The following is a 25094-nucleotide window of genomic DNA, read 5'->3' as shown; positions in this document are numbered from 1 at the left end:
GAGGTTTCAGGCAGTCCAGGTCCAGTCGGCGACCTCGGGCAGGTCCGTGCCGTGTTCCCTGATCCAGGCGTGGTGCCGGGTCCGGACGTCGGCCATGAGCTGGCGCACGGCGGCGGCGCGCACGGAGAGGCCGGGAACCCGGTCGATGACGTCCATGACCAGTCGGTAGCGGTCCATGTCGTTGCGGACGACCATGTCGAACGGCGTGGTCGTGGTGCCCATCTCCTTGTAGCCGCGGACATGGAGGTGGGCGTGTCCGGCGCGACGGTAGGCGAGTCGATGGATCAGCCAGGGGTAGCCGTGGTACGCGAAGATCACCGGCTTGTCGGTGGTGAAGAGTCCGTCGTACTCGAAGTCGCTCATGCCGTGCGGATGTTCCTCACGCGGCAGCAGCCGGGTCATGTCGACGACGTTCACGACCCGCACGGCCAGGTCCGGCAGATGACGGCGGAGCAGATCGGAGGCCGCCAGAATCTCCAGGGTGGGGACATCGCCCGCGCAGGCGAGGACGACATCCGGTTCGCGGTCCCCGTGCTCGGAGCCCGCCCAGTCCCATATTCCGGCGCCGCGGGCGCAGTGGGCGCGGGCCTGGTCCATGGAGAGCCAGTCGAAGCACGGCTGCTTGCCGGCGACGATCACATTGACGTAGTCGCGGCTGCGCAGGGCGTGGTCCGCCACGGACAGCAGTGTGTTGGCATCCGGCGGCAGATAGACCCTGACGACCTCGGGGCTCTTGTTCAGGACGTGGTCGACGAAGCCGGGGTCCTGGTGGGAGAAGCCGTTGTGGTCCTGGCGCCAGACGTGCGAGGTGAGCAGGTAGTTGAGGGACGCGATGGGTGCCCGCCACGGCAACTCCCGTGATGTCTTGAGCCACTTGATGTGCTGATTGACCATCGAGTCGACGATGTGGACGAACGCCTCGTAGCAGGAGAACAGGCCATGCCTGCCGGTGAGCAGGTAGCCCTCCAGCCAGCCCTGACAGGTGTGTTCGGAGAGGATCTCCAGCACCCGGCCGTGCCGGTCCAGGTGCTCGTCCACCTGGAGGGTCTGGGCCTGCCACGCCTTCCCGCTGACGTTGAAGACGGCTCCCAGCCGGTTGGAGGCCGTTTCGTCGGGCCCTACGAGACGGAAGTCGCGGCGTTCCGATGTGTCCTTCATGACCTGCTCGATGAGGTCGCCCAGAACCCGGGTGGGTTCGTGCTGGGTGGCGCCGGGCTTGTCCACGGGGACGGCGAAGCGGTCGAGGGGCGGGACGGGCAGTTTGCGTACGAGCAGGCCGCCGTTGGCGTGCGGGGTGGCTCCGAGCCGGCGGGCGCCCTCGGGGATGCAGGCCAGGACATCGGCGGTAGGCCGTCCTTCGGCGTCGAAGAGCTCCTCGGGGCGGTACGAGCGCAGCCATGTCTCCAACTGCCGCAGGTGCTCCGGGTTTTCGCGTACGCCTGACAGGGGGACCTGGTGGGCGCGCCAGGTGCCCTCGACCTGGACTCCGTCGACCTCGGCGGGCCCGGTCCAGCCCTTGGGGGTGCGCAGCACGATGACGGGCCAGTGCACCCGTTCGGCCACGCCTTCTTCGCGGGCTGTGGACTGCATCAACGTGATGCGGTCCAGGGCCTGGTCGAAGGCTTCGGCCATGGCGCGGTGGATTTCGTGCGGGTCGTCGCTGGTGACGTGGATGGGCTCGTGGCCGTAGCCGCGCAGCAGCGCGTCTAGTTCGGGCTCCGGGAGCCGGGAGAGCACCGTCGGGTTGGCGATCTTGTAGCCGTTGAGGTGGAGGATCGGCAGGACCGCACCGTCGTGCACCGGGTCGAGGAACTTGTTGGAGTGCCAGGACGCGGCGAGTGGTCCGGTCTCCGCCTCTCCGTCGCCGATCACACAGGTGACGAGCAAGTTCGGGTTGTCGAAGGCGGCACCGTAGGCATGAGCGAGCGAGTATCCCAGTTCGCCGCCCTCGTGGATCGAGCCCGGTGTCTCCGGCGCGACGTGGCTGGGCACTCCACCCGGGAACGAGAACTGCCGGAAGAGTTGATCCATACCGCCGGCGTCGCGCGGGATATCGGGGTAGGTCTCGCTGTAGCTGCCCTCCAGCCAGGAGTTGGCGAGCACGGCCGGCCCGCCGTGGCCCGGCCCCCACACGCACAGAGCGTCCAGACCCCGCGCTTTGATCACCCGGTTGAGGTGGGTGTACACGAGGTTGAGGCCGGGCGAGGTGCCCCAGTGGCCGAGCAGTCGCGGCTTGATGTGCTCGGGCGTCAGGCGTTCGGTCAGCAAAGGGTTGGCCAGGAGGTAGATCTGGCCCACGGCAAGGTAGTTGGCGGCTCGCCAGTGGGCGTCCAGGGCGCGCAGTTCCTTATCCGTCAGTACCGTGCTGTCCTGGTGTTCGTGCTTGGTCATGGTGACTCCGTAGGTCATCGAGGCGCGTCATCGAGCGGAGGGGGCGGCATGGCCGGGAAGAAGTCGGCGAGGTTGCCGCGTGCGGCGTACGAGCGGGAGTTGCTGCGTCTGCAGACGGAACTGGTGAAGGTCCAGGAGTGGGCGCGGGCCGAGGGCGCCCGGCTTGTCGTGGTGTTCGAGGGGCGGGACGCGGCGGGCAAGGGCGGCACGATCAAGCGGGTCTCGGAGCATCTGAACCCGCGCGTCGCGCGCACCGTGGCGCTGCCCACACCGACGGAGCGTGAGCGTACGCAGTGGTACTTCCAGCGGTACGTCGAGCATCTGCCGGCAGCCGGGGAGATCGTGCTGTTCGACCGGTCCTGGTACAACCGGGCCGGTGTGGAACACGTCATGGGCTTCTGCAGCAAAGAGGAGTACCAACTGTTCCTGCGCCAGTGCCCGATCTTCGAACGGATGCTGGTGGAGGAGGGCATTCTGCTGCGCAAGTACTGGTTCTCGGTGAGTGACGCGGTGCAGCAGGAACGGTTCCGGCGGCGGCTGAAGGATCCGACCCGACGCTGGAAGCTGTCGCCGATGGACCTGGAGTCGATCACACGCTGGGAGGCGTACTCCCGGGCGAAGGACGAGATGCTGGTGCACACCGACATCTCGCAGGCACCGTGGTTCGTCGTCGAGAGCGACGACAAGCGCCGGGCCCGCTTGAACATGATCGCTCACCTGCTCGACTCCCTTCCGTACCGTGAGGTGCTCCCGCCGGTGCTGAAGCTTCCGCCCCGGCCGCCGTCGACCGGCTACGTACGCCCGCCACGTGATCTGCAGACGTTCGTCCCCGACCACGCGGCGAGCCTCTGAGCCGGTCACTGCCCTCATGCCAAGTGCGGTACGACGGCGACCGGACAGGCGGAGTGGTTCAGGACCGCATGCGCGACCCGGCCCAGCTGGAGTCCGTGGCGCCCGTGCCGTCGTCGGGCGCCGACGACGAGCAGATCGGCGTCGGCCGAGGCGGCCAGGAGCGCCTTGTGGGCGGGGCCTTCGACGGTGCGCCGGTGCAGTTCCACCTCTGCCGGGACGTCCAGCAGCGCCGCCTCCAGGGTCGACGCGGCTCGCTCCTCGTGCAGCCGGGCAGGATCGCCCACCAGGAGGGGATGGTCGATGGTCTCGTGAGCGGGCCAGCGCCAGGCACGTACCGCCTCCAGGGGCACCCCGCGGTGCGCCGCCTCCTGGATGGCGAAGCGCACGGAGGCCGCGCTCTCCGGCTCTTCGCCGACTCCCACCACCACGCGTCCGCGCGCCGCGGGCTTCGCCTGATTGTCGTGACTGCCGCGCAGCACGATCACCGGGCAGTCGGCACGGGCGGCGGCTGCGAGGCACACCGAGCCCAGTACCAGCTCGGCGATGCCGCTGCGGCCGCGGGACCCCAGGACCAGCGCGCACGCGTTACGTCCTTCGCTGAGCAGCGCGGTCACCGGTTCTTCGCACAGCACCGCGGTGGAGATCTTCACGTCCGCCTCACGGCGGTGTGCACGTTCCGCCGCGGCATCGACGATGGTGTCGGCCTGCACCTGTTCCGAGGTCACGCCGAACGCGTCGGCGAGAGCGGCCCCCTCATAGCGTTCCCACAGCGAGGCGTACACGAGCCGGAGAGGCACCCCGCGCAGCGCGGCTTCACCGACAGCCCAGTCGACGGCGCGCAGACTGGTCTCTGATCCATCGACGCCCACTACCAGGGGCAGTTCCATCGCTGACTTCATCTCGTCTTCCCCTCGGGGCACGTCAGCCATGCGCGACGACGGCGACGGGGGCGGTGGCGTGGTGCAGGACAGCGTGCGTGATCGGACCGATGTGGACGCCGAGAGGACTGCGCCGGATGCGACGGCCCACCACGACCAGGCAGGCCCCGCGGGAGGCGGCGACCAGGTGGTTGGCGGCTGATCCGTAACGGCAGTCCTCGATGACCTCGACGGAGGGGAACTTCTGCCGCCACGGGCGCACGATGTCCCTCAGCACGATGGTCTCCAGCCGGGACAGCTCACTGTGGAAGTCCGCGTCGGCGGCGACGCCGTAGGCGTAGTAGGGCGGCGGATTCCAGCCGTGGACGACCCTGAGAGTGGTGGCGCGGCGTTCGGCCGCCTCGAAGGCGAACTCGACGAGAGAGGGGTCCGGGTCATCGGTGTCCAGGCCCAGAACCACGGGCCGGTACGGGGTCGCGGCCGACGGAACACCCGCCGGGTCCATCAGGTGTTCGTCCGCGGCCTGTTCCTCGGCGCGGACCAACACCACCGGCCGCTCAGCGCGCGCGACGACGGCCTGGCCGACCGATCCCACCAGAAACCCGCCGACCCCGCTCATTCCGCGTCGGCCCAGGGCGAGCACCGCGGCGTCTTTCGCCACTCCGGACAGCAGATCTGCGGGCCGCCCGGAGAGCTGCTCGGCGGTGATCTCGACACCGGGGTGCCGCAGCCGCATTCCCTCGGCGGACTCGCGCGGAATCCGCTCGCTCCAGTGCTGCTGCGTCTCGGCGCCGAGGAGCGGTGCCTGCGCCATCGGATCGGGCAGGGGCTCCCAGACGTGCACCAGCTTCAGCGGCAGTCCGCGCAGTTTGGCCTCACGGGCCGCCCATTCGGCTGCCGCCCGGCTCTCGGGTGACCCGTCGAGGCCCACGATGATGGTGCGGGGCATGGTCTCCACCTCCTGGAATCGTCTGTCCGACTCCAGCGTCATGTCCTACGGAGTTGTCGTGCAGGGGCCACGTGTACTTGGCTGGGGCCGTTCGGCCCTAAGACGGGCGGACGCCGCGGGCCTGGTGGACGGGCCCGCCGCGCCCTCCTCCCCCACCAGGTCAGCGAAGCCACCTGTTGGTGCGGACGAACGGAAGCCTGGCCCAGAGCTTCCCGCCGCCCAGGGTGTCGCCCGCGGAGGCCAGCGCGAGGGCGATCAGGACGACCGCGTAGATCAGGTGGTAGTCGACGAACGGGTTGGGCGACATACTCGGCGACCCGTCGGAGAGATGCTTGGCGGGCGGCCACTCGGCGAGCCACATCAGCGCCATCATCGCGGTGCCCGCGACGGCCGCGAGCCGGAGAGCGAACCCGCCGACGAGGGCCAGTCCGACCCCGAGCAATCCGGCCATGAACAGCCAGTCCGCCCAGGTGTCACCGGCCCAGGAGTGGAAGGTCGACTCCATCGGTCCGGCAGCCACACCGCTGAGGAATCCCATGGTCGGCGAACCGCCGTCGATCCAGCCCTTGCCGGACGGGGTTGCGTAACCGAACCCGAAGGTCTTGTCGAGGAAGGCCCACAAGAAGACGAACCCGGTGAGCAGACGCAGGGATGCGAAGGCGTGATCCCGCGCGGTGTGCGTGTCGGTGCGGGCCGATGCGGCGGACTCCGAGGCGGAGTCAGTCCGGTTCGCGCGGAACGACAGCAGGTGGAGCCCCGGGCTCCGGTGAGCGTGCTCGTGTGTGGCCATGGTGGTGGTCCCTTCGGGAACGGTCTGAACGGTGTCCGACACCGGTCACTCTGGTCGCACGAGACGTTGACAGGCGGGTGCCGATGGTCCGTGACGGTGGGGCTGAACGGCCCTTTCGGACAGGCCTGTTGGCCTTTCGGACAGGCCTGTCGGCTCCGGCGGAACATCGTCGCGACGACCTCGGGCCATCTTCGGTCAGGCCAACGTCTCGCGGTCGTCCTCCCGCCGGGGGAACCTGAGCTGACGCGGCAGAAGGAGACTCATGTCCCCCAGCTCGGGCGAGCGCATTCCGAGGTGGCGCCGTGCGGCGCCCGGGCTCGGCCTCCTCTGCCGCTACCGGCGCTCGTGGCTGAAGGGCGACCTGTTGGCGGGGGTGACGGTGGCCGCGTACCTCGTCCCCCAGGTCATGGCGTACGCGGACGTGGCCGGACTGCCGCCGGTCGCAGGGCTGTGGGCGATCCTGCCCGCGCTCGCCCTGTACGCCGTGCTCGGCTCTTCACGCCTGCTGTCGGTGGGCCCCGAGTCGACGACCGCGCTCATGACGGCCACCGTCGTTGGTCCACTCGCCGCCGGGGACCCCGCCCGCTACGCCGCGCTGTCGGCCGCCCTCGCCATGACCGTCGGGGTGCTGTGCCTCGTCGCGTGGGCGGTGCGGCTGGGGTTCGTCGCGGACTTGTTCTCCCGGCCGGTGCTGATCGGCTATCTGGCGGGCGTGGCACTGATCATGATGGCGGATCAGCTGCCCAAGCTCACCGGGGTGCGCACGACGGCCTCCGCCTTCTTCCCTCAGCTCTGGTCCTTCTCAACGCATCTGACACAAACCCATGTGGCCACGCTGGTGTTGGGCTCCTCCGTACTCGCGTTCCTGCTCGCGGTGGCGCGATGCGCCCCCGCGGTGCCCGGTCCGCTGCTGGCCATGGTGCTCGGCACGGCGGCCGTGGTCGTTCTCGACCTCGACGACCGGCACGGCATCAAGGTGATCGGTGAGGTCCCGTCGGGGCTGCCCGGCTTGGCCGTGCCGGACTTCACCGAGCTGCCGCACCTGTTGCTGCCCGCCCTCGGTGTGCTCCTGGTCGGCTACACCGACGTCATCCTCACCGCGCGGGCCTTCCACGGCCGTGCCGAGCAGGGCCCAGGCCTGGACGCCAATCAGGAGTTCCTGGCCCTGGGCGCGGCCAACCTCGGCGCGAGCGTCGTGCACGGCTTCCCCGTGAGCAGCAGTGCCAGCCGCACGGCGCTCGCGTTCTCCACGGGCGCCCGCACCCAGGCGTACTCGCTGATCGCCGGCGCGGCGGTCCTCTCCGTCCTGCTCTTCCTCAGCCCGCTTCTGTCCCGCACTCCGGCAGCCGCCCTGGGGGCTCTCGTCGTGTACGCCGCCCTTCGCATGATCGACCTTGCGGGCTTCCGGCGCCTGGCGGGATTCCGCCGCCGGGAGCTCCTGCTGGCAGTCGGCTGTCTGACCGGCGTGCTTGCTCTGGACATCCTGTACGGCGTGCTGGTCGCCATCGGCCTGTCCGTCGCGGAGCTGCTGACCCGGGTCTCCCGTCCGCACGACGCGATCGAGGGTCTCGTCCCGGGTATGGCCGGCATGCACGATGTCGACGACTACCCCCAAGCCCGTACGGTCCCGGGCCTGTTGGTCTACCGCTACGACTCACCGCTCTTCTTCGCCAACGCGGAGGACTTCCACCGCCGTGCCCTGGCCGCCGTCGACGAACGTACCGGCCCGGTCCGTTGGTTCGTCCTCAACACCGAGGCCAACGTCGAGGTGGACATCACCGCCCTGGACGCGGTCGATGCCCTGCGCCGCGAACTGACCCGGCGAGGGGTGGTCTTCGCCCTCGCCCGGGTCAAGCAGGATCTCTTGGACGACCTGGAGGCGTACGGCCTCAAGGAGACCGTGGGCCCCGACCTGATCTTCCCCACCCTGCCGACGGCTCTGGCCGCGTACCGGGAGTGGAGCCGTACTCAGTAGGCCGTCAGCGCGTGCGCGCGGATCACCGAGTGCGCGGGGGAAGCGGACGCCGCGGTTTGGACACGTCGGCTTCAGCCCCCTGCGCGGCGATGACCCGCACGCCTCGGACGGTTACGGACAAGCCGCCTGACTGCCGCTCACAGGAAGGCTCCGTGATGCCTGCCGGACAGGCGCACCGTGGTCAGCGTGTGACGTCCAACTCCGTGTACATGCCTGCCATGTAGTGGCCGCGCACGTTGCAGACCAGTTCGTAGCGGCCGGGCTGCAGCGTCAGCGTGGTCCAGGCCATCGCGCCGGGCGTGATGCCGTTCCCGGTCCCGGCACCGCAGCTGCGCGACGCCTCACCCAGGCTGAGTGCGGCGGCTGCCCCTGCAACCAGCCAGATCCCGCGCGGGCGGTTCGCGCTCACCGGAGCTCCCGCAGCAGTACGAGGCGCCGTTTGTACTCGTCCTCGTCGATCTCCCCGCGGGCGAACCGTTCGGCGAGCAGGTCCTCCGCTCGCCTGCTTTCCCACCCGGGCTCACCGGAAGGGGCAGGCGTGCCGCCTTGGTGGCCGTGATGACCGCCCACGATGTAGCGGACCAGCGCGCCGATCCCGGCGATCACCAGCGCCCAGAACATCACCATGAAGAGGGCCATGAAGAACCAGCCGCCCCAGCCCAAGCCGCCGTCATCCCACATCATGCCGATCACCTGCTCTTGGTTGAGGCGCAAAGCCCGCACCTCCGGAATGCGTCGCCGGAGGCTGCCACGCCTTGCCTGCTCACCACCCTTCCGCAGGGCGGAGGGTCAGCGAAGGGGCCGTTCGGGCCGCACCCGCCAACGACCGGCCCACGACGGCCTTGGGCGCTCCTCGTCGTTTCGGCAGGCGATGCCACAGGCTGCTGAACGGCTCTCGCGCGGGACCGGGTGGCACAGCCGACGGGCCGGGTGGCCCATGGCCTGCGCCCGCAGCACGGGCACATGCTGAACGTGGCAGGTCAGTACGCCCGCTCTGGAGGGCCGTCATGAACTCTTCGACCACTCACAACATGCTGCGGGCACTGCCCGCCGAGCACCAGCAGCGGCTGATGCGCATCGCCCGCGAGGTGTCATTGCCGCAAGGGATCCGTCTCTTCGAGGAAGGCGGACGCGCCGACCGGTTCTGGATCATCCGCACCGGCACGGTCAGCCTCGACATCCACGTGCCCGGCCGCCGGCCGGCCGTCATCGAGACCCTCGGCCACAACGAACTCGTCGGCTGGTCCTGGCTGTTCGCACCGCACACCTGGCATCTGGGGGCCGAGACCACGGCGCCTGTCCGGGCGTACGAATTCGACGCCGTGGCTGTTCGGGCCATGTGCCAGGAGGACCCCGCCCTGGGCCACGCCGTCACCCAGTGGGTGGGCGACATCCTCGCCCGTCGGCTGCGCTCGTCCCGTACCCGGCTGCTCGATCTCTACGCCCCATACGGCAGCGGAAGCGCCCTGTGACCACACCTGCAATCCGACGCGATCAAGGAGTGACCATGCACGGCACACCGCACATCGTGAGTGATGTCATGAGCCACACGGTCGCCGCCATCGGCCGCGAGGCGCGCTTCAAGGAGATCGTTCAGCTGATGCAGGAGTGGAAGGTCAGCGCCCTGCCGGTGCTGGAGGGCGAGGGCCGCGTCGTCGGTGTCGTCTCCGAGGCCGATCTCCTGCCCAAGGAAGAGTTCCGCGACGGCGACCCCGACCGCTCCACGCAACTGCGGCGCCTGAGCGACCTCGCCAAGGCCGGCGCCTTGACCGCGGAAGAGCTGATGACCTCCCCCGCTCTCACCGTCCATCCGAACGCGACGCTCGCCCAGGCCGCACGGACGCTGGCACACGCCAAGGTCAAACGCCTTCCGGTCGTCAACGGCCTGGGCATGCTGGAGGGCATCGTCAGCCGCGCAGATCTGCTGAAGGTGTTCCTCCGAAAAGACGAGGAGATCGCCGAGGAGGTACGCAGGGAAGTCGTGTCGTATCTCTTCCCTCAGCCGGCCTCGAGTGTCCGGGTGACGGTCGAGGAGGGAGTCGTGACGCTCGGAGGGCATGTCCGGGACACGTCCTTGGTCCCCGTGGGCGCGCGCCTGGTCCGAGCCGTCGAGGGCGTTGTGGACGTGGAGTTCGAGTTGGAGGGGAACGGCAGCTCTTCGGAGGAAACGGCTGTCACGTAGGAGGCGAAGCTTGTTCGTCGAGACGTGCCGCCGCCTCCGTCCGGCTGACGGGCACGACGAGCACGAGCACCGCAAGCACCGTGAACAGTCGACCCGTACAAGGGCGGTGCCACCGAGGGCCCGGTTCCGGGATGGGCCACTGGCCCGTGGCCAGTGGGCCGGACAGGGCGCATTGTGGGTACGAGTGGGGCCAGTCGGCCCTAGTGCATCCAGGCCAGGTGATTGATGGTCGTCCTCACGGACAGCCCGCAACCTGTCAACCAACGGGGAACAAGAGGTCGTCATGACCGAGGCACGCACTTTCACGGAGCAGAACCCGATCCGCGTCTTCCTCCTGGACGACCACGAGGTCGTACGGCGCGGCCTGGCCGACCTCCTGGACTCCGAACTGGACATCTCGGTGGTCGGCGATGCCGAGAACGTCGAGCACGCGCTGGTACGCGGCCCCGCCCTCCGCCCGGACGTCGCCATTCTCGACGTACGTCTGCCCGACGGAGACGGGATCACCGTCTGCCGCGAGCTGCGGAGCCAAATGCCAGAGCTGGCCGTGTTGATGCTGACGTCCTTCGACGACGAGGACGCCCTGCTCGACGCGATCATGGCAGGAGCCGCGGGTTACGTCCTCAAGCAGATCAAGGGAACCGACCTGGTCTCGGCCGTACGTACCGTCGCCTCGGGCCAGTCCATGCTCGACCCCGCCACGACCGCGCGGCTGATGCGCTCTCTGCGTGCGGTTCCGGCCGAGACCCCGGCGATCGCCCCCGAGCTGGCAAGCCTTTCGCCGCGTGAGCGGGACATCCTCGAGCTCATCGGAGAGGGGCTCACCAACCGCGAGATCGGCAAGAAGCTCTACCTGTCCGAGAAGACCGTCAAGAACCACATCTCTCGGCTGCTGGCCAAACTGGGCGTCCACCGTCGGGTCCAGGCGGCGGTTCTCGCGTCCCAACTCGACCATCCAGGGTCCGGTGAACGGCCGCCCGCACGGTGACGTACATCCGGGCCGTCCGGCGCCGGAGGAGGCCGTCCGGCCCCTCCTTCCATCGCCCTCGCCAACCGCACGATGGGAGCGGTTACCGAAAAGCCCGCGCCCCCTCGGCGCCGGGCGGGGAGGGGTTCGCGATGAAGTCTCCGACTCTCGATGTTCCGACCCTGGAGACGCTCGTCTCCGCCGCTGTGGCCGCCCCCTCGATCCACAACACCCAGCCCTGGCGCTTCCGGCTCGACCCGGACACCCTCACGCTGGAGATCCGCGCCGCCGCGGACCGCGGCCTGCGGCACACCGACCCGACCGGGCGCGCCCTGCACCTCTCCGCCGGTTGCGCACTCTTCAACCTGCGGGTGGCGGTGGCGCGATTCGGCTGGGAACCGGTGCCTCGCGTGCTGCCCAAGCCCGATGAGCCCGACCTGCTGGCGACCGTACGGCTCGGCGGCGGAGCCAGGAATTCCCTGAACACGCGCCTGTACGAAGCCCTGTGGCGTCGGCACAGCAGCCGGTTCCCCTTCTCGGGCCGACCGCTGCCCGAGAGCGTGCGCGCCGAACTCTCGGAGGCCGCCCACGTCGAAGGCGCGCTTCTGAGCCGCCCCGCGACAGGCGAAACCGACCGTCTGCTGCAGATCACAGGCGAGGCCGAGCACCGCAACAGCGCCGATCCCGACAGGGCATCGGAAAGTCGCCGCTGGGTGCGTGAACCGGGCCTCACGGACCTTGGGATGCCGCCGGAGGCATGGGGACATCAGGACGTCCGAGAACTGCTCCCGATGCGGGACTTCGGCGCCCACCGGCATACGTCCGTCCTGTCTGCCCGGCCCTTCGAGAAACGGCCGACGATCGCTGTACTGTCCACCGGCCACGACCGCCGGGCCGACTGGCTGCGGGCCGGCCAGGCTCTCGAGCGCGTACTGCTCGTAGCCACCGCCCACGGCCTGCGGGCGTCGCTCCTTCATCAGGCATTGGAATGGCCCGACCTGCGGGAACAGATCATGCCGCTGCCCAGCGACTGGCACGGACACGCTCAGATGGTGGTCCGCCTGGGGTACGGCCCGCAGGGGCCTCCCTCCCCGCGTCGCGCGGCTCGACAGGTACTCGCTGACGGCGCGCCTTCAGTTCCCTGAACCTGTTGGCACGCGCCACACGAGACAGGTTCCGCCGCCCCCCGGCCGCTCACCGAGCCTCATCACACCCCCCAGTGCGCGGGCCCGGTCCTCCAGGTTCTTCAGCCCGCTGCGTTCCACCCCATCAGGCAGCCCGCACCCGTCGTCCGCCACACTCAGCGTCAACTCCCCTTCAGCACACCGCAGATGGATGTCCACAGACCGTGCCCTCGAGTGCCGGGCCGCGTTGCTGAGCGCCTCGCCGAGCACCGCGAGCGCATGATCCGCGACTTCGCCGGGGACGTCCGTGTCGACAAGGCCCTCGATCCGCAGCGCGGGAGCGAAGCCGAACGAGGAGGCGGAGGCCTGCACCAGTGCGGACACCCTGCCTCGCAGGCCGCTGTCCTCCTTGCCCCCTCCCCCATGCGAGCGCAGCCCGAAAATGGTGGACCGAATGATCTTGATGGTGTCGTCGAGGTCGTCGACGGTCCGCGACAGCCGTTCGGTGGCCTCGGGGTGGTCCACGAAGCGCTGGGTGCTCTGCAGGGTCATACCGGCCGCGAAGAGCCGCTGGATCGCCAGATCGTGCAGATCGCGTGCGATCCGGTCGCGGTCCTGGAGCAGCGTGATCTGCTCCGCGTCCCGGCGCCGCTCAGCCAGCTCCAGTGCCAGCGCCGCCTGGCCCGCGAAACCGAGCAGCGGCCCGGTGGCGGCGTCGGTGAACGGCGTACGGCCCGCCAGACGCCCCAACAGCAACACCCCACGGGCCTTGCCTCCCGCCCCCAGCGGCACTGCGACGACCGGCCCGAGCCCAGCCCACTTCGAATCCCGCTCTCCGGTGCGGGCGTCGTGCTCTATGTCGGTGCTCACCACCGGCTCCGCCGTGGTGAGCACCGCGCCGACGAACCCCTCCTGAGCGGAGAGAACCAGCCCGCTGCGCCGCTCCGCGTCCTCCCCGACCGCGACCAGCGGCCGTAGCTCGTCCGCCCCCAACACGTACTCCGCGATCATCCCCACATCGGCCGAGCCGATCTCTCTGGCCTGCTCGACGATCAGCTCCAGAACCTCGGCACTGGGAGCGCCTGACAGCAACGTGCTCGTGACCTGCGCACTGGCCCGCATCCACCGCTCCCGCAGCCGGGTCTCCTCGTACAGCCGCGCGTTCTCAATGGCTACCCCGGCAGCAACGGCGAGCGTGGACAGTACTGCCTCGTCCTCGGCGCCGAACTCCGCGGCGCCGCGCTTCTCGGTGAGGTAGATATTGCCGAACACCCGGTCCCGCACCCGGATGGGCACTCCCAGGAAGGAGTGCATCGGCGGATGGCGGGCCGGAAAACCGTACGAGGAGGGGTGCTCCGACAGTTCCGGCACCCGCAGCGGCTCGGGGTGCCGGATCAGCTCGCCGAGGATGCCGTGGCCACTCGGCAGGTCGCCGATCTCCGCGCTGCGCTCCTCATCGATCCCCACCGTCAGGAACTCCGACAGCCGACTGTCGTCCCCGATCACGCCCAACGCCCCGTACTCGGCGTCCACCAGCACCACGGCAGCTTCGACGATGCGCCGCAGCACGTGCGGCAGATCCAGCTCCCGCCCGACTGACAGCACCGCCTCCAGCAGGTTGTGCACCCGGTCCTGCGTGCCGCGCGCCGCATCGATCCGCGACTGCAGCTCATCGAGCAACTCGTCAAGGCGTAGCTTGGGCAGATGCGGCTCGGAGCCGTTGCGTCCTTCTCCGCTCATAGCTACCTCCAGCTGATGCAGACAAGGTGCAGCGCATCGCGCTCCTCAGTCCCACCGTAGTAGCTGAGCGGCCGGACGGGGCCTCGCTCGTACGGACAGTGGATCCATGGCCAATATTCGTACACGTCGGGTGGCGGGTCGGACCGACCACGCACTCGGTGATCCAGCACGCCAAGGGCCCGGTCGCGATCGTTCCGCACAACTGACGGATCACCCGGGGAGCATGAGACGGAAGGTGGTGCGTCCGGGGCGGCTGGTCACCGCAGCGGTTCCGCCGTGGGCGGTGATGACGGCGTGGACGATGGCGAGGCCCAGCCCGGTGCTTCCGGTGCTGCGAGAGCGGGCGTGGTCGGCGCGGACGAACCGGCCGAAGACTTCGGGTTGGAGTTCCTCGGGGATGCCGGGACCGTTGTCACTCACGTCCACGCGGACGGTGGTGTGTTCCGTGGTGAGGGTGACGGCCACATCGGTGCCCGGCGGGGTGTGGGTACGAGCGTTGGCGAGGAGGTTCCCGATGGCCTGCTGGAGGCGGTGGGCGTCGCCGGTGACGGTGACCGGTTCTTCGGGGAGGTCGAGGAGCCAGTGGTGGCCGGCTCCGGCGGCGCGGGCGTCGTCCGTCGCGTTCAGGATCAGCAGGGTCAGGTCGACCCGTTCGTGTTCGAGGGGCCGTCCGGCGTCCAGGCGGGCGAGAAGGAGCAGGTCGTCGACGAGGCGGGTCATGCGCCGGGATTCGCTGCCGATGCGTTCCAGGGCGTGGCGGACTTCGGTGGGCACGGGTCCGCGGTGGCGCAGGGCGAGTTCGGCGTGGCCGCGGATGTTGGCCACGGGGGTACGCAGTTCGTGGCTTGCGTCGGCGGCAAAGTGCCGAAGGCGCTCCTCGCTGTCCTGGCGCCGGGTGAGGGCGTCTTCGACGTGGCCGAGCATGTGGTTGAGGGCGGTACCGACCCGGCCGACCTCGGTGCGCGGGTCGGTGTCGGAGAGGGGGCCGGGCATGGTGATCTCGCCGCTGGCGAGCGGCAGCCGGGCGACCTCCGCCGCACGGGCGGTGACCTTCTGGAGCGGGCGCAGGGAGATCCGCACCCACAGGGCCCCCGCGATGCCGGTGGCCACGAGGGCCGCACCGAACAGCACCGCTTCGACCGCTTCGAGGCGGTGGACGGTCTCTTCCACCGGGTGCAGGGGCAGGCCCGTGATCAGGGTGTCCTGGTCGTCGCCCGGGACAGCCATGACTCGATACCTGCCCGCGGATGTGGAGAGGCGGATGCTGTGCCCGTTTCCGTCCACGGGGATCCCCGCCAGGGTGTGACGGTCTTCGGGGGTGAGTTGGAGGGGGCGGTCGGTGGCGTCGTCGACGACGGCGGCCTGGGTGACGGTGTCGTCCAGGAGGCGGGCGCCGAAGGTCGATTCGGCCTGGCCTCGGGTGTCCGGGCGGTTGTCGGCGTCGGGGGTGGTCTCGTGTTCCAGGCTGGCCGCGAACCGGCCGCCGGACGCGGTGAGCTGCTCGTCCAGGCGCCCGATCAGGAAGCCTCGCAGGGCGAGGGCGGTGGTGATCCCGACGACGAGGCAGGCGAGGGCCAGCAGGGTGACGAGCCCGACGGTGAGACGGCTTCGCCGAGCCCGAGCCCGTGCGAGCTGGTGGTCCGAGGCCGCTCGAGGCCGTCGGCGTCGAGGGCCATCCGGTGGACGGTTCCGGGGTGTGCGGGATGCGCGTGTGCGGCGTCGACGACCACCGCGAGATCCGCTTCCTCCCACAGGCCGATCAGGCGAGCGGGGTCACCGTCGCAGGTGGCCAGCGTCGTGCCCGTGGGCAGGGGCCGGTCGCCGGTCCGCTCACGGAGCCGGGCGATCACGGCCCAGCCCACGCCGTCGTCACGCCGGAACTCGTTGCCGACGCCGATCACCGCGATGTGCGTCCGCGCGGGCATCGCGCCTCCTTCCGCAGGGTCGTGCGTGCTGCCACTGTGCGAATGCCGCGGCTGGCTCGCCAGGGGCCGAATGTCCCCTACTGGGGCCGGTTCGCCCCTCCCGGGCCCTCTCGCTCGGTGGAACCGTCCGAAGCAGAGTCCCCGCCGGGGGCACGCTGGAGGGTGGTGGCACCGTGGACAAGCCCCTGATCGTCGGGGTCGACGGCTCGGATCAGAGCCTGGGTGCACTGGACTGGGCGGTGGACGAGGCCGCGGCTCACGGTGTGCCGCTGCGTGTCGTCCATGCGTCGAGGTGGGAGTGGTACGAGGGGCACGAACCATCCTTCGATATCAACCAGCCCTCCGTGAAAGTCCTTTCGGACCACATCGCGGCATCCGCGATCGAGCGCGCCCTGCGGCGCCGGGCCTCGGTGAAGGTGACCAGTGAGATCCTCCCCGAGGATCCGGCCCTCGCGCTCGTACGACTCAGTTCCGACGCGGGCGCGGTCGTCGTCGGCAGCCGGGGACGCGGCGAACTCGCCGAGGTGCTGCTCGGTTCCGTCAGTCTGTCCGTCGCCGCGCACGCCACGTCGCCGGTGATCGTCGTGCGCGGCCACGGAGAGAGGCCCAAGAGCGGCCTTCGCACCATCGTCCTCGGCATCGACGACCCCCAAGAGGCAGGCGCCGCAGCGGACTTCGCCTTCCGCGAAGCACAAGCACTCAACGCGTCCCTCACCGTCGTCCACGCCTGGCGCTGCCCGGCCAGGGAGGCCCCCGACATCCCCGTGATGGTGCACGACGAACATCAGCAGCGCGCCCAGGCACAGGTCGACGATGCCTTGCGGACCGTAGCGGGTACCCATCCCGAGATCACGGTGCGCCGCGAGATCGGCGAAGGCCGTGCGCGCACGGCGCTCCTGGCCGCCTCCCGCACGGCGGATCTCCTGGTGGTCGGCGCCCGGCGCAGGAAGGGGCACGTCGGCATGCAGCTCGGACCGGTCAACCACGCGGTGCTGCACCACGCGGCCTGCCCGGTGGCCGTAGTCCCCCACGCCTGATCTCCCGGGCGTACGTCCCCGCCCACCGAGAGGCGGGAGACACCTGTGTCTGCGTCCGACCGAGGTTGTGCGGCGCGGGGCATCATCGGTGCCGCCGACCCGCACCATCGTCGCCCTCGTCCTGGCGGTTCTCGCCACCGTCGTGGTGGTACACCGAACGGCCACTCGGCAGCAAGGGCCCGCGTCCCTGCGCGGACACAGACGCAGTGGTCGGATCCGGTGTCGAGGCGACCACGGAGGAGCCGATGACAGCTCCGGTACACCCATTCATCGTGGTCGGCATCGATGCCGATCCGACCTGCCGGGTGGCTTTGGCGTGGGCAGCCGACGACGCACAGCGGCGCCACCTTCCTCTGCGCCTGGTCTCCGCCAAGAGGGAACCTGCTCACCGACGCACGCCCGGGCCCACGCGTCTTCCTGGAATCCAGCAGACCGATGACCCGCTCAGTGCTGCGGAGCGGACCCTCCGTGAGGCTGTCGCCTTCGTGCGGCATCGTCACTCTCAGGTGGAGGTCTCCACGCTGCTCACCGCAGGGGCGCCTGTGCCGGTTCTGCGTCAACAGGCCCGCACGGCTGCGGCCATAGTGCTCGGTTCGCGGCGGCTGCGCAGGCGAGAGGGACCGTTCGGCGCGGGCTCAGTCGCACTGCCGGTCGTAGCGCACGCCAGCTGTCCGGTGGTGGTGGTGCGCGATCGCGAGTTCATCGGTCGACGGCCACCGTTCTTCGTCGTGGGGGTGAACGTCGGTTGGGACGGCCGTCGTCATTCTGCGGCCGCCGTCATCCACGCCTTCGAGGAAGCCGCCCGGCGCGGTGCGGCGCTGCGGCTGCTGTACGTATGGCGTCCTCCGCTCCTCGGCGTCCTGGACGAAGGGGCTGCCGTCCGCGAATGCCGCCGACTGCTCTCGGACATGGTGGCGGGCTGGCGCATCACATACCCGGATGTGGAAGTGCACCACGCGGTGCTGCGCGGTCACCCGGTGGCGGTACTGGCCGAGGAGTCCGTACACGCGCTCGCCCTCATCGTGGGCTCCCATGGTCACGGTATGACCGGCTTGCTGCGCGGCTCAGTCGTCTCCCGCGCGGTTCGTCACGCCCAGTGCTCGGTCATCGCCGTTCCCCGGCTGGGCATGCACCGCCAGACACACGGGGGGCCGGGCATCAGTCGGCTGTCCCACGGGGTACGTGCGGCCGTCGGGCGTTATGCCCGCCCGCTCGCCTCTTTCACGGCTCGGCGACCAGGTCGGCGCGGACCTGACGACGACGGCTGAGCACCAGAGCACCAGAGCACCAGAGCACCAGCGTCTGCACAACGCGTGGGGCGACACCTGTCGACGTCGTCTCGCCAGTTCGCTGCTTGCCGACTCGCGTAGACAGGGACTCGACGTCCCTGAGCGCCGGAGGTCGGTGCTGACGGCGGGCCGGGGCCGAACAGCCCCGGCCGCAGCCCCGCTTGGCCCCTGTGGGAAGTGCCCGGGCAGCGGTGCAATGGCAGTGATGAGGGAGGGACACCATGACCACATATCCGAGGGCACGACGCGTCACGTCGGCCGCATCGGTTCTCCTGCTCGCCCTGGCCGTACCGGTGGCGAGCGCGAGTTCCGGAGTGACGGACACCCGGTCGGCCAGTCTGGGAACTGCCAGTCCGGGAACTGTTCCTGCACGCAGCGGAAGTCCCGCGTCGACCGTCGATCACGTCGCGAACTTCTACGGCACGTACATCGATGTACTGCACGACTCCGGCCGTGGCCCCCTGGCGAACAGCCTGCGCCACCACTACCTCACCGCCGGTCTGCGCAAGAGCCTGGCCCGCTGGGAGTCAACGCACCACCGAGACGGGGTCCTTCAGGCCAAGGGCGTACCGAGCGCGTGGAAGGTGACCTATCAGGACAGCGGCATGGGCCACTGCTGGACGCGCGTCACGCTGACGTGGCACGACCGACAGCACCGGGTCCATCACAGCTACCTGAGCGTTCAGTCGGACATCGCGACCATGAACATCTCGGGCATCCGGACGGATTCGGCGAAGTAGCGGACCGCGCCGCTGGCGAGAGGTACGTGACGGTGGCGGATTCGGGATCAATCTGGGGGCGAGACGGGAGTGATCCTCGCCAAGGAAACCGTTGAAGTTCACTTCACGGTGAGGGCCCAAGGGGCGCCCACGCCCACGCCCGCGCTCACGCTCACGCTCACGCCTGCCGAATCTCCGTGTTTCTCCGGTGCTGATGTGCTGCTCCTGGAATCGACATACGGAAACCGCAGCCACGAAGACGCCGCCGGGCGGGAGAGCCTGGCCGACGTACTGACCCGCACATTCGCCCACGGGGGTACCGCAGTCATCCCGGCGTTCGCGCTCGACCGGACCGAGGTCCTCCTCCACGAACTGGCCGAGCTGCGCCGCAGGCGCGCCTGCTCCCGGAGAACGTGCCGGTCTACGGCGACAGCCCCATGGCGCTGCCTGCGTAGGACGTCAACCGGGACGGAATCGCGGCCAAGTCGTCCGAGCTGCGTCCCGAGGTACGCGCGGCCGGGGCGTCGGCGATCTCCCCCGATCCCTTCCTCACGGTCCGGTCCGGGCAGGAGTCGATCGACTTCAGCCGCTCCGCGGCGCCATCGGTGATCGGTCTCGGCCTCAAGCATGGCCACCGGCGGTCGTGTCCTGCACCCTCTGGACCGCCTGCTGCCCGACCCCCGCAACACCGTGATCGTGGTCGAATTCGCGGCGCAGGGCACCCGGGCCCCGGGACCTCGTCGACGGCGCCAAGGTCCTGAAGATGTTCGGCGAATACGTACCTGTCCGCGCCGAGGAGGCGAACCTCCCCCACCTTCTCGGCCCATGCCGACGCCGGACAGATGGTCGACTGGCTGCGCGAAGCGCCACCCCCACACACCACCTATCTGGTGCACGGAGAACCGGAGGCCGCCGAAGCGCTGGGCGACCGCATCGACCACAAGCTCGGATGGACCACGGTCGTACCTCGCTACGGAGGGCACGTCAGGGCACGTCCTGGTCCGCTGAGGCAACCGGAGGCCAGGCATGACCACCAAAACCGCGCATTGAACGCGCTGGCGGCCTTCAACGAGGCACGTGCAACAGACCGATCATCTTCATCTGCTGGTCACCGCCCTCGAAGGCGTACACGCGCTGGTTCACGACGGATACGGCGCAACGTACGGCCGCCAGTCCCTCAAGTCCTAGTTGGGCGACTCCGCCTCGTGGCAGACGACACAGGTCATGTGACGCGCGCTTCTCGAACCGTGGCTGACCCCCATGCCCGCCGAACGGCGTGCTTCCTCACCGGTGACGCGCACATGTTCCATGCACGACCCGCACCCGCAGCGACGGCAGACAGCGACAGACTGGACCGTCTCGCCCGTCTTTGCGCAGTCGTAGCACCTCATGACAATCCACCTCAACCCATGATGCTCTTGCGTTCGTTTCATCCTGCCGGTGCGCACCCGGGGGCGCTGTGGGCCACCCGGGCCCTTCCGAGGGACATCCGGCCCCTGTGCGGGTACGGGAAACGCGGTACGGCCGAGCTCGGCTTCGTGGGTAACGGTTGGGGTCAGGCACATACCCCGTGAGGACGATCACCGGCCCTCTGATAGGTCACTGTGCGTGGTGGCTGTCAGCGGCCAGAGTGAATTCCCCACGTACGGCCAGTTCCGATCTCACGGACGGTAGTCAGTGCGGGAACTCAGGTTGTGCTCCTCGGAGTTGATGCCACCCTTGCGCGCGTGCCGAGCGGTGCGTGTGTGGGTCGGGGTGTCGGTCGGTCTCGCTGATGCCGTGTCCGCCCACGCGATGTTGTCTACTGCCAGCCCTGGCTCGCGGGCTACGGTCGCTGGAGTCACCCCGGTGAACTCCAGGACGTCGCGATGCAGGTGAGACTGGTCGACGTAGCCGCTGTCCGCTGCGATCCGGGCCGCGTCCTCGCCCGCCGCCAGGCGGTGAGCGGCATGGTCGAAGCGGACCAGCTTCGCGGCGCGCTTGGGCGGGAGACCGGTCTGCGCCCGGAACCTGGACCACAGGCGCTTGCGGCTCCACCCGACCTCGGCCGCCAGCTCGTCGATCCGGACCCGGCCGCGGCTGCCGACGATCCGGTCCCAGGACCAGGCCACCTGGGGATCCACGGATGGCCCCTCCTCTCCCCGGCAGGCGAGCAGGGTGTCCGTCAGGGTGAAACGGCCCTGCCACGAGCGGGTTTCGCTGAGTTGCTCCCGGATCTGTGACGCGTCCCGGCCCCACAGGTCATCGAGGCTCACCACCCCATGTTCCAGCTCCACCGGGGAGGTGCCCAGCACCGCGTACGCAACCATCGGGGACAGGCGCACCTCCACGCACGCCGTGTTCTCGCCCCGCACGCGAAGAGCGCCGTGCGTGAACCCGGCGACAAGGCTTGTCAGCTGCTGCTGGCCCGTAGCGGTATCCACGACGAGCAGACCATCACCGAAATCCACGACCAGCGTGACGGCCGGGTGCGGGACCACCCGCATATCGACCGGGCCGCCGGTGCGATCGCGGAATCCGGCCAGGCTGACGCCGACTGTTCGGCTGGGCAGCGACGGTATCGCAACGTCCCATCTGGCTACCGCCTCACGCTCGCGCACGGGGGATCGCGTAGATCGCACCATTCCATTCTAAGCGGGTACTGAAGGGAACATTTATCCAATACGCCACCAGGCACGGAAGGTGACCGTGGGTTCATGAGCCACCACATCATCCAGACCGCCTTCCAGGCGCTCGCCAGTAACGACCCGGACCGGATCTCCGCGGTCCTCACCGAGAACGCCGAATGGCTGTCGCCCCCTGGGAACGCCACTGCCGTCGCGCTCGGGAGGACCCACCACATGGTGGGCAGGGAGGCGATCGTGCACTTCTGGGCCCAGGACTTCCCCCGCTTGTACGCGCGTGACGTCGCGGTCACCTTCCACGGGATTTACGTCGACGGCGAGCGGGCCGCCGTGGAGGCGGCCATGACGGCGACGCTCTCCAACGGCAAGCCGTACAGCAACGAGTACTGCTTCGTCATCGAACTCCAGGGTGAACTGATCCACCGGGTCCGCGAGTACGTGGACACAGCCCGCGGTCTGCGCATGGTCTTCGACCAAGTACCACGTTAATTGTCCCCGATCCGACCCGCGGACGTGCCTGGGCTAACGGCCAGGAGGCCGCCCATCTTCGACAGCCACAACACTGAGTGATCACTGACGGCCAGATCCCTCCCCGCCAACCAGCCTCCTGCGGGGAGATCCGACTGGCCGCTGACAGGTGGCCGATGGAGGGCTGTGAGGGGAACACGCTTGCGGAGCAGGGGGGTTGGCGCGTCCGAGCATCTGACGCTTGATCATTTTGATGTGGTTGACCCGGCCTTCGACGGGCCCGGAGTTCCGGTGCGTGGTCAGGGCGGCGCCTCAGCCAGCCGGTGACCTGACGGGCGCCCGGCGGTGCCGGGTCGACGACCTTGATACGTCGTCGCTGTCGGGGCCGGAGGTAGTCGCTCAGGATCGCGTAACTGCCCTGCTAGCCGAGCTTCTGGAGTTCGGCGTGCAGGTGGATGGCGTTCGTGCAGCCCTTCGCCCAGAGCTTGTCGACGTGGGACTTGAACGGGTGGAGCTGGCTGGGCCGTGGCCTTTCCCACCCGTTGAGCATCTGCTCGGGAGTCTCCGCGCGGGCGGCCCGGCGGACGGTGTTACCACCCATGTGCAGTTCGCGGCCGATCTCCCGGATGCCGTGGCCCTGGTCGAGCAGGGCGTGGACGGTGGCGTGCCGTAGGCGGAAACGGGCTTCGATCGGGGGCATCTCCTTCACCGGAGCAAGTGTGTCGGCGAAGGAGATGTCCCCGACGCCGACCGCATCGATGTCCTCCTGGAAACACGCTTGGTGGCGGCGCACGCAGCGTTCCACCGCGGTGCCGAGGTTCTGCCCCAGGTGAAAGCGGTCTGCGACCTGGACCGCGTCCGGTGCTCCGGTGCGGGCGCCGTCGGCGTAGGCGCCGGTCCGGCAGATGATCTCGGCCCCGGGATGGGCTCGCAGCCAGGAGGCCGGCGTCTCCGCGTCCCGGCCGGGCAGCAGGTCGAGGGGCTGGCCGGTTTCGCAGTCGATGAGCACTGTGCCGTTGTGCTGGCCGCGGCGGGTGGCGAAATCGTCCACTCCCAAGACCCTGGGCACCGTCCAGTCGGGGTCGGGCAAGTCCATCACCAGCCGCAGCAGCGCGGTGTGGCTGACGAGTCCGTACAAGACCCTCGCGAAGCGGGACCCAGAACGGCCCGCGAGAGCTACAGCCACAGCTTCAAGGGCCCTCCGAGAGGGAGGAGTTCGCCGCCCGTACCGCACCGTCAGCCCCTTGACCTGCCCGACGAACGTACGACGCAGGCGCAGCGCCGCCGGACGACTGCTGATGTCGAAGGCGTGCTCGGCCACTCCGGAGACGCTGCGGTCGGCGGCGTGGCTGCCGAGCGCGTAGAGGAGCGTGTCGTAGCCGAGTTCGCCGCGGCCCTCGGCGTCGGTCACGGCGACGACCTGGCGCTCGGGGTCGACGGCGGTCACACGGGCCAAGCGCAGCCGTATGCCCGTGCCCACAAAGACGTCGGCGAGCTGCGGAGCCTCGACCTCCTGGCCGGCCGCGAGCTGGTGCAGCCGCAGCCGCTGGACGAAGTCCGGCTCGGCGTTGACCACGGTGATCTCGGTGTCCTCCGGGGACAGCCGACGGGCCAGGGTTCCGGCCACGTAGGCCGCGGCATAGCCGGCGCCGAGGACGACGATGCGGTGCTTCATGTGCTGCTCCTGTCGGTTCGCTTGGCTCTCCGTGACTTGAGCGGAACAGCGCCCCGATTACTGACAGGAATCACATGTGGCGTGGATCACACCGCGGCAGTGGCTACTTTGCACCGTGAGCCACGGATAGGGGTCCGGCCCCCACAGCGGAACGGCGCCGTCTTCGTCAGCTCGCAGCGACCGCCGGGGCCTACTGTGCGGCCGGGGTGTCACTGCGGCGCGAAGCCAGAGCGACAAGCACCGCCACCCCCACGGCGCCGCCGACTTGTTGAACGGAGTTCAGGACGGCTGAGCCGAGTCCGGTGCTCCCCTCGATGGCGCCCCCGGGCGCGGCGACGGTCAGGGCGGGCAGACTCATCCCGCATCCGAGGCTCGGGGCGAGCACCCCGCCGCGACCACCTGCGGACGGCAGGCCGAGCTACCGGGCGAGAAGGGCACTAACGGTCTTGCCGCCGACCTTTTGACGGGTCACCGCCGTGGCCCGGGCCAAGTGGTTGATCATGGCCCAGCCAAACCCTCCGGTACCGCCGTTCATATCGGGGGTCCGCATACGTGGCGCCTGCGGACTGCCGTCATGCACAGCCACCGCGATGCTGTCCGGGTGCGCGGCCAGATCCAGGGTGCAAGAACCCCCACCGTGGCGCAGGGCATTGGTGACGAGCTCCGAGACGACCAGGACCACGGTCTCCGCAGTCTCGGCCGCGATCGCAGGCTGTACGAGACCTGCGAGGAAAGCCCGAGTGTTCTCGCGTGCGCCGGCAACGGATGCCGCGGAGCGGACGGTTGCGACGTCGACGCTCATCGTGTCCATCAGGTCACCCTCGTCTCTGTGTCGTCAGCGGCCGGTCCTTCCTGACCGGTCCTCCTGCCCCGGCCTGCCGCGCGTCAACCGCTCGAAGCTCCATCCGCGGTCGCCGTCGACTATCTCTTCGACCAGCGCACAGAAATCTATGTCGGCCGGGGTAGACATTGGGTGCTGGTGTGGCTATGGTTTCTCTCGTAGCCGAGATCAGCAGAGCCCGGCAGAGACGAACTGCCGGGCAGCAGTACACGCAAGTGCAGTACGCAGGACGGTGCGGTGGTGGAGTTCCGAAGCCAGAGCGGTAGCAGGACGGCGACGGGACTGACGACCGGACCGGGCGGCCCGCAGTGATCAGGGGCCGCCGCTCAGTAGGACCGCAGTTGACGCAGGAGCAGTACCCGCAAGTGCAGTACGCAGGACCCAGCAGTGAAGTCCAGTGAGCAGCACCTTGGTGAAGGCGTCGGCTGCGGGCGCGCGCACCGGGAAGTTCGGCAGTGGGGTTCTAAGCCAGAGCAGATGCAGGAGAGGCGACGGGGCTGGCTGCCGAAGAGTGACGCTTACCCAGGTCACCAGCAGTATCAAGCAGTACGCGACACCAGCAGTACGCAGTAGGGCAGTACCAGTAGTACGCAGTTCCCGTAGTAGGCAGTTTCGTCAGGTAAGTGATTGATCCCAGAGGGAAGAACGGAGGAGCGAGCGCCATCAGG

23 protein-coding genes and 3 pseudogenes are annotated in these 25094 nt (G+C 69.3%); 12 read left to right on the top strand and 14 right to left on the bottom strand.

Annotated elements, in window-relative coordinates; all coding sequences use genetic code 11:
* Nucleotides 1-6 precede the first annotated feature (6 nt).
* Nucleotides 7-2391 carry a phosphoketolase family protein gene (locus ACZ5CR_RS39565; protein ID WP_468866964.1) on the bottom strand — a complete coding sequence of 795 codons (2385 nt, stop codon included), beginning with the start codon at nucleotides 2389-2391 and terminating at the stop codon, nucleotides 7-9.
* A 48-nt stretch (nucleotides 2392-2439) separates the two neighbouring features.
* On the opposite strand from ACZ5CR_RS39565, the gene ppk2 reads away from it, so the two are divergent.
* Nucleotides 2440-3243: a polyphosphate kinase 2 gene (ppk2, locus tag ACZ5CR_RS39560; RefSeq protein ID WP_468866961.1), complete on the top strand. Its 804-nt coding sequence runs from the start codon at nucleotides 2440-2442 to the stop codon at nucleotides 3241-3243.
* Nucleotides 3244-3257: 14 nt separating this feature from the next.
* Here the strand turns inward: ppk2 and ACZ5CR_RS39555 are convergent, their stop codons facing one another.
* The 3 genes from ACZ5CR_RS39555 to ACZ5CR_RS39545 form a co-directional block, all read right to left on the bottom strand.
* Nucleotides 3258-4142, bottom strand: coding sequence for a universal stress protein (locus ACZ5CR_RS39555; protein WP_468866960.1), 885 nt, complete (start codon nucleotides 4140-4142; stop codon nucleotides 3258-3260).
* Between the two features lie 22 nt (nucleotides 4143-4164).
* Nucleotides 4165-5070 carry a universal stress protein gene (locus ACZ5CR_RS39550; protein ID WP_468866958.1) on the bottom strand — a complete coding sequence of 302 codons (906 nt, stop codon included), beginning with the start codon at nucleotides 5068-5070 and terminating at the stop codon, nucleotides 4165-4167.
* Nucleotides 5071-5230: 160 nt separating this feature from the next.
* Nucleotides 5231-5860, bottom strand: a complete 630-nt coding sequence (locus ACZ5CR_RS39545) for a hypothetical protein (RefSeq protein WP_468866956.1) — start codon at nucleotides 5858-5860, stop codon at nucleotides 5231-5233.
* A 262-nt stretch (nucleotides 5861-6122) separates the two neighbouring features.
* On the opposite strand from ACZ5CR_RS39545, the gene ACZ5CR_RS39540 reads away from it, so the two are divergent.
* A complete protein-coding gene (locus ACZ5CR_RS39540) occupies nucleotides 6123-7835 on the top strand; it encodes a SulP family inorganic anion transporter (protein WP_468866954.1) in 1713 nt (570 codons plus the stop codon).
* Between the two features lie 181 nt (nucleotides 7836-8016).
* On the opposite strand, the gene ACZ5CR_RS39535 is transcribed toward ACZ5CR_RS39540, so the two are convergent.
* Both ACZ5CR_RS39535 and ACZ5CR_RS39530 read right to left on the bottom strand, forming a co-directional pair.
* Complete coding sequence (locus ACZ5CR_RS39535) at nucleotides 8017-8244, bottom strand: hypothetical protein (RefSeq protein ID WP_468866952.1); 228 nt, start codon at nucleotides 8242-8244, stop codon at nucleotides 8017-8019.
* Nucleotides 8241-8549, bottom strand: a complete 309-nt coding sequence (locus tag ACZ5CR_RS39530; protein WP_468866950.1) for an SHOCT domain-containing protein — start codon at nucleotides 8547-8549, stop codon at nucleotides 8241-8243. Before ACZ5CR_RS39530 ends, ACZ5CR_RS39535 begins: the two co-directional genes overlap by 4 nt.
* A gap of 293 nt (nucleotides 8550-8842) precedes the next feature.
* Here ACZ5CR_RS39530 and ACZ5CR_RS39525 point away from each other — a divergent pair, with 293 nt between their 5' ends.
* The 4 genes from ACZ5CR_RS39525 (at nucleotide 8843) to ACZ5CR_RS39510 (ending at nucleotide 12129) form a co-directional block, all read left to right on the top strand.
* Nucleotides 8843-9307 (top strand): cyclic nucleotide-binding domain-containing protein, encoded by a 465-nt coding sequence (locus tag ACZ5CR_RS39525; protein WP_468866948.1) that lies wholly within the window; start codon nucleotides 8843-8845, stop codon nucleotides 9305-9307.
* A 35-nt stretch (nucleotides 9308-9342) separates the two neighbouring features.
* Nucleotides 9343-10017 carry a CBS domain-containing protein gene (locus tag ACZ5CR_RS39520; RefSeq protein ID WP_468866946.1) on the top strand — a complete coding sequence of 225 codons (675 nt, stop codon included), beginning with the start codon at nucleotides 9343-9345 and terminating at the stop codon, nucleotides 10015-10017.
* Nucleotides 10018-10300: 283 nt separating this feature from the next.
* A complete protein-coding gene (locus tag ACZ5CR_RS39515) occupies nucleotides 10301-11005 on the top strand; it encodes a response regulator (RefSeq protein WP_468866944.1) in 705 nt (234 codons plus the stop codon).
* A 131-nt stretch (nucleotides 11006-11136) separates the two neighbouring features.
* Nucleotides 11137-12129 (top strand): Acg family FMN-binding oxidoreductase, encoded by a 993-nt coding sequence (locus ACZ5CR_RS39510; protein WP_468866941.1) that lies wholly within the window; start codon nucleotides 11137-11139, stop codon nucleotides 12127-12129.
* Here ACZ5CR_RS39510 and ACZ5CR_RS39505 read toward each other — a convergent pair.
* From ACZ5CR_RS39505 to ACZ5CR_RS39495, 3 genes are all read right to left on the bottom strand, one after another.
* Nucleotides 12118-13848: a sensor histidine kinase gene (locus ACZ5CR_RS39505; RefSeq protein ID WP_468866938.1), complete on the bottom strand. Its 1731-nt coding sequence runs from the start codon at nucleotides 13846-13848 to the stop codon at nucleotides 12118-12120. The two genes, ACZ5CR_RS39510 and ACZ5CR_RS39505, sit on opposite strands and share 12 nt — an antisense overlap.
* A gap of 210 nt (nucleotides 13849-14058) precedes the next feature.
* Entirely contained in the window at nucleotides 14059-15429 is a 1371-nt protein-coding gene (locus tag ACZ5CR_RS39500) for a sensor histidine kinase (RefSeq protein ID WP_468867080.1), read from the bottom strand.
* Nucleotides 15366-15773, bottom strand: coding sequence for a hydrogenase maturation protease (locus ACZ5CR_RS39495; RefSeq protein WP_468866936.1), 408 nt, complete (start codon nucleotides 15771-15773; stop codon nucleotides 15366-15368). The genes ACZ5CR_RS39500 and ACZ5CR_RS39495 overlap by 64 nt, the downstream gene beginning before the upstream one ends.
* Nucleotides 15774-15946: 173 nt before the next feature.
* On the opposite strand from ACZ5CR_RS39495, the gene ACZ5CR_RS39490 reads away from it, so the two are divergent.
* From ACZ5CR_RS39490 to ACZ5CR_RS39470, 5 genes and pseudogenes are all read left to right on the top strand, one after another.
* Nucleotides 15947-16810: a universal stress protein gene (locus tag ACZ5CR_RS39490; RefSeq protein ID WP_468866934.1), complete on the top strand. Its 864-nt coding sequence runs from the start codon at nucleotides 15947-15949 to the stop codon at nucleotides 16808-16810.
* A 245-nt stretch (nucleotides 16811-17055) separates the two neighbouring features.
* Nucleotides 17056-18078 (top strand): universal stress protein, encoded by a 1023-nt coding sequence (locus ACZ5CR_RS39485; RefSeq protein WP_468866931.1) that lies wholly within the window; start codon nucleotides 17056-17058, stop codon nucleotides 18076-18078.
* 242 nt (nucleotides 18079-18320) lie between these two features.
* On the top strand, nucleotides 18321-18839 hold the full coding sequence (locus ACZ5CR_RS39480) for a hypothetical protein (RefSeq protein ID WP_468866930.1): 519 nt from the start codon (nucleotides 18321-18323) through the stop codon (nucleotides 18837-18839).
* A gap of 606 nt (nucleotides 18840-19445) precedes the next feature.
* Nucleotides 19446-19493 (top strand): annotated as a pseudogene (locus ACZ5CR_RS39475) (hypothetical protein); the annotation flags it as partial.
* A gap of 167 nt (nucleotides 19494-19660) precedes the next feature.
* A pseudogene (locus ACZ5CR_RS39470) lies at nucleotides 19661-19726 on the top strand (hypothetical protein); the annotation flags it as partial.
* Between the two features lie 276 nt (nucleotides 19727-20002).
* Here ACZ5CR_RS39470 and ACZ5CR_RS39465 read toward each other — a convergent pair.
* Nucleotides 20003-20209, bottom strand: coding sequence for a DUF2180 family protein (locus ACZ5CR_RS39465; RefSeq protein WP_468866928.1), 207 nt, complete (start codon nucleotides 20207-20209; stop codon nucleotides 20003-20005).
* 270 nt (nucleotides 20210-20479) lie between these two features.
* Nucleotides 20480-21442: a helix-turn-helix domain-containing protein gene (locus ACZ5CR_RS39460; protein ID WP_468866925.1), complete on the bottom strand. Its 963-nt coding sequence runs from the start codon at nucleotides 21440-21442 to the stop codon at nucleotides 20480-20482.
* Nucleotides 21443-21514: 72 nt separating this feature from the next.
* Here ACZ5CR_RS39460 and ACZ5CR_RS39455 point away from each other — a divergent pair, with 72 nt between their 5' ends.
* Nucleotides 21515-21931, top strand: coding sequence for a nuclear transport factor 2 family protein (locus ACZ5CR_RS39455; protein WP_468866923.1), 417 nt, complete (start codon nucleotides 21515-21517; stop codon nucleotides 21929-21931).
* Between the two features lie 400 nt (nucleotides 21932-22331).
* On the opposite strand, the gene ACZ5CR_RS39450 is transcribed toward ACZ5CR_RS39455, so the two are convergent.
* The 3 genes and pseudogenes from ACZ5CR_RS39450 to ACZ5CR_RS39440 all read right to left on the bottom strand — a co-directional run bounded on the left by ACZ5CR_RS39450 (nucleotide 22332) and on the right by ACZ5CR_RS39440 (nucleotide 24396).
* Nucleotides 22332-23585 carry an ISL3 family transposase gene (locus tag ACZ5CR_RS39450; RefSeq protein WP_468866921.1) on the bottom strand — a complete coding sequence of 418 codons (1254 nt, stop codon included), beginning with the start codon at nucleotides 23583-23585 and terminating at the stop codon, nucleotides 22332-22334.
* Between the two features lie 196 nt (nucleotides 23586-23781).
* Nucleotides 23782-23973: pseudogene (locus ACZ5CR_RS39445) on the bottom strand (MFS transporter); the annotation flags it as partial.
* Between the two features lie 30 nt (nucleotides 23974-24003).
* The gene (locus ACZ5CR_RS39440; protein WP_468866919.1) at nucleotides 24004-24396 is read right to left on the bottom strand and encodes an ATP-binding protein; all 393 of its coding nucleotides are present in this window, start codon (nucleotides 24394-24396) and stop codon (nucleotides 24004-24006) included.
* Between the last annotated feature and the right edge of the window lie 698 nt (nucleotides 24397-25094).

Source organism: Streptomyces sp. NPDC031274, from assembly GCF_055570235.1.
Note: the sequence above shows the minus strand (reverse complement) of the source record. Positions and strands in the feature narration are given on the sequence as shown.

Bases quoted from the DNA above. Each gene is read 5' to 3' on its own strand.
- ACZ5CR_RS39565 (WP_468866964.1), bottom strand. From the start codon at position 2,391: ATGACCAAGCACGAACACCAGGACAGCACGGTACTGACGGATAAGGAA.
- ppk2 (WP_468866961.1), top strand. From the start codon at position 2,440: ATGGCCGGGAAGAAGTCGGCGAGGTTGCCGCGTGCGGCGTACGAGCGG.
- ACZ5CR_RS39555 (WP_468866960.1), bottom strand. From the start codon at position 4,142: ATGAAGTCAGCGATGGAACTGCCCCTGGTAGTGGGCGTCGATGGATCA.
- ACZ5CR_RS39550 (WP_468866958.1), bottom strand. From the start codon at position 5,070: ATGCCCCGCACCATCATCGTGGGCCTCGACGGGTCACCCGAGAGCCGG.
- ACZ5CR_RS39545 (WP_468866956.1), bottom strand. From the start codon at position 5,860: ATGGCCACACACGAGCACGCTCACCGGAGCCCGGGGCTCCACCTGCTG.
- ACZ5CR_RS39540 (WP_468866954.1), top strand. From the start codon at position 6,123: ATGTCCCCCAGCTCGGGCGAGCGCATTCCGAGGTGGCGCCGTGCGGCG.
- ACZ5CR_RS39525 (WP_468866948.1), top strand. From the start codon at position 8,843: ATGAACTCTTCGACCACTCACAACATGCTGCGGGCACTGCCCGCCGAG.
- ACZ5CR_RS39520 (WP_468866946.1), top strand. From the start codon at position 9,343: ATGCACGGCACACCGCACATCGTGAGTGATGTCATGAGCCACACGGTC.
- ACZ5CR_RS39515 (WP_468866944.1), top strand. From the start codon at position 10,301: ATGACCGAGGCACGCACTTTCACGGAGCAGAACCCGATCCGCGTCTTC.
- ACZ5CR_RS39510 (WP_468866941.1), top strand. From the start codon at position 11,137: ATGAAGTCTCCGACTCTCGATGTTCCGACCCTGGAGACGCTCGTCTCC.
- ACZ5CR_RS39505 (WP_468866938.1), bottom strand. From the start codon at position 13,848: ATGAGCGGAGAAGGACGCAACGGCTCCGAGCCGCATCTGCCCAAGCTA.
- ACZ5CR_RS39495 (WP_468866936.1), bottom strand. From the start codon at position 15,773: ATGCCCGCGCGGACGCACATCGCGGTGATCGGCGTCGGCAACGAGTTC.
- ACZ5CR_RS39485 (WP_468866931.1), top strand. From the start codon at position 17,056: ATGACAGCTCCGGTACACCCATTCATCGTGGTCGGCATCGATGCCGAT.
- ACZ5CR_RS39480 (WP_468866930.1), top strand. From the start codon at position 18,321: ATGACCACATATCCGAGGGCACGACGCGTCACGTCGGCCGCATCGGTT.
- ACZ5CR_RS39465 (WP_468866928.1), bottom strand. From the start codon at position 20,209: ATGAGGTGCTACGACTGCGCAAAGACGGGCGAGACGGTCCAGTCTGTC.
- ACZ5CR_RS39460 (WP_468866925.1), bottom strand. From the start codon at position 21,442: ATGGTGCGATCTACGCGATCCCCCGTGCGCGAGCGTGAGGCGGTAGCC.
- ACZ5CR_RS39455 (WP_468866923.1), top strand. From the start codon at position 21,515: ATGAGCCACCACATCATCCAGACCGCCTTCCAGGCGCTCGCCAGTAAC.
- ACZ5CR_RS39450 (WP_468866921.1), bottom strand. From the start codon at position 23,585: ATGAAGCACCGCATCGTCGTCCTCGGCGCCGGCTATGCCGCGGCCTAC.
- ACZ5CR_RS39440 (WP_468866919.1), bottom strand. From the start codon at position 24,396: ATGGACACGATGAGCGTCGACGTCGCAACCGTCCGCTCCGCGGCATCC.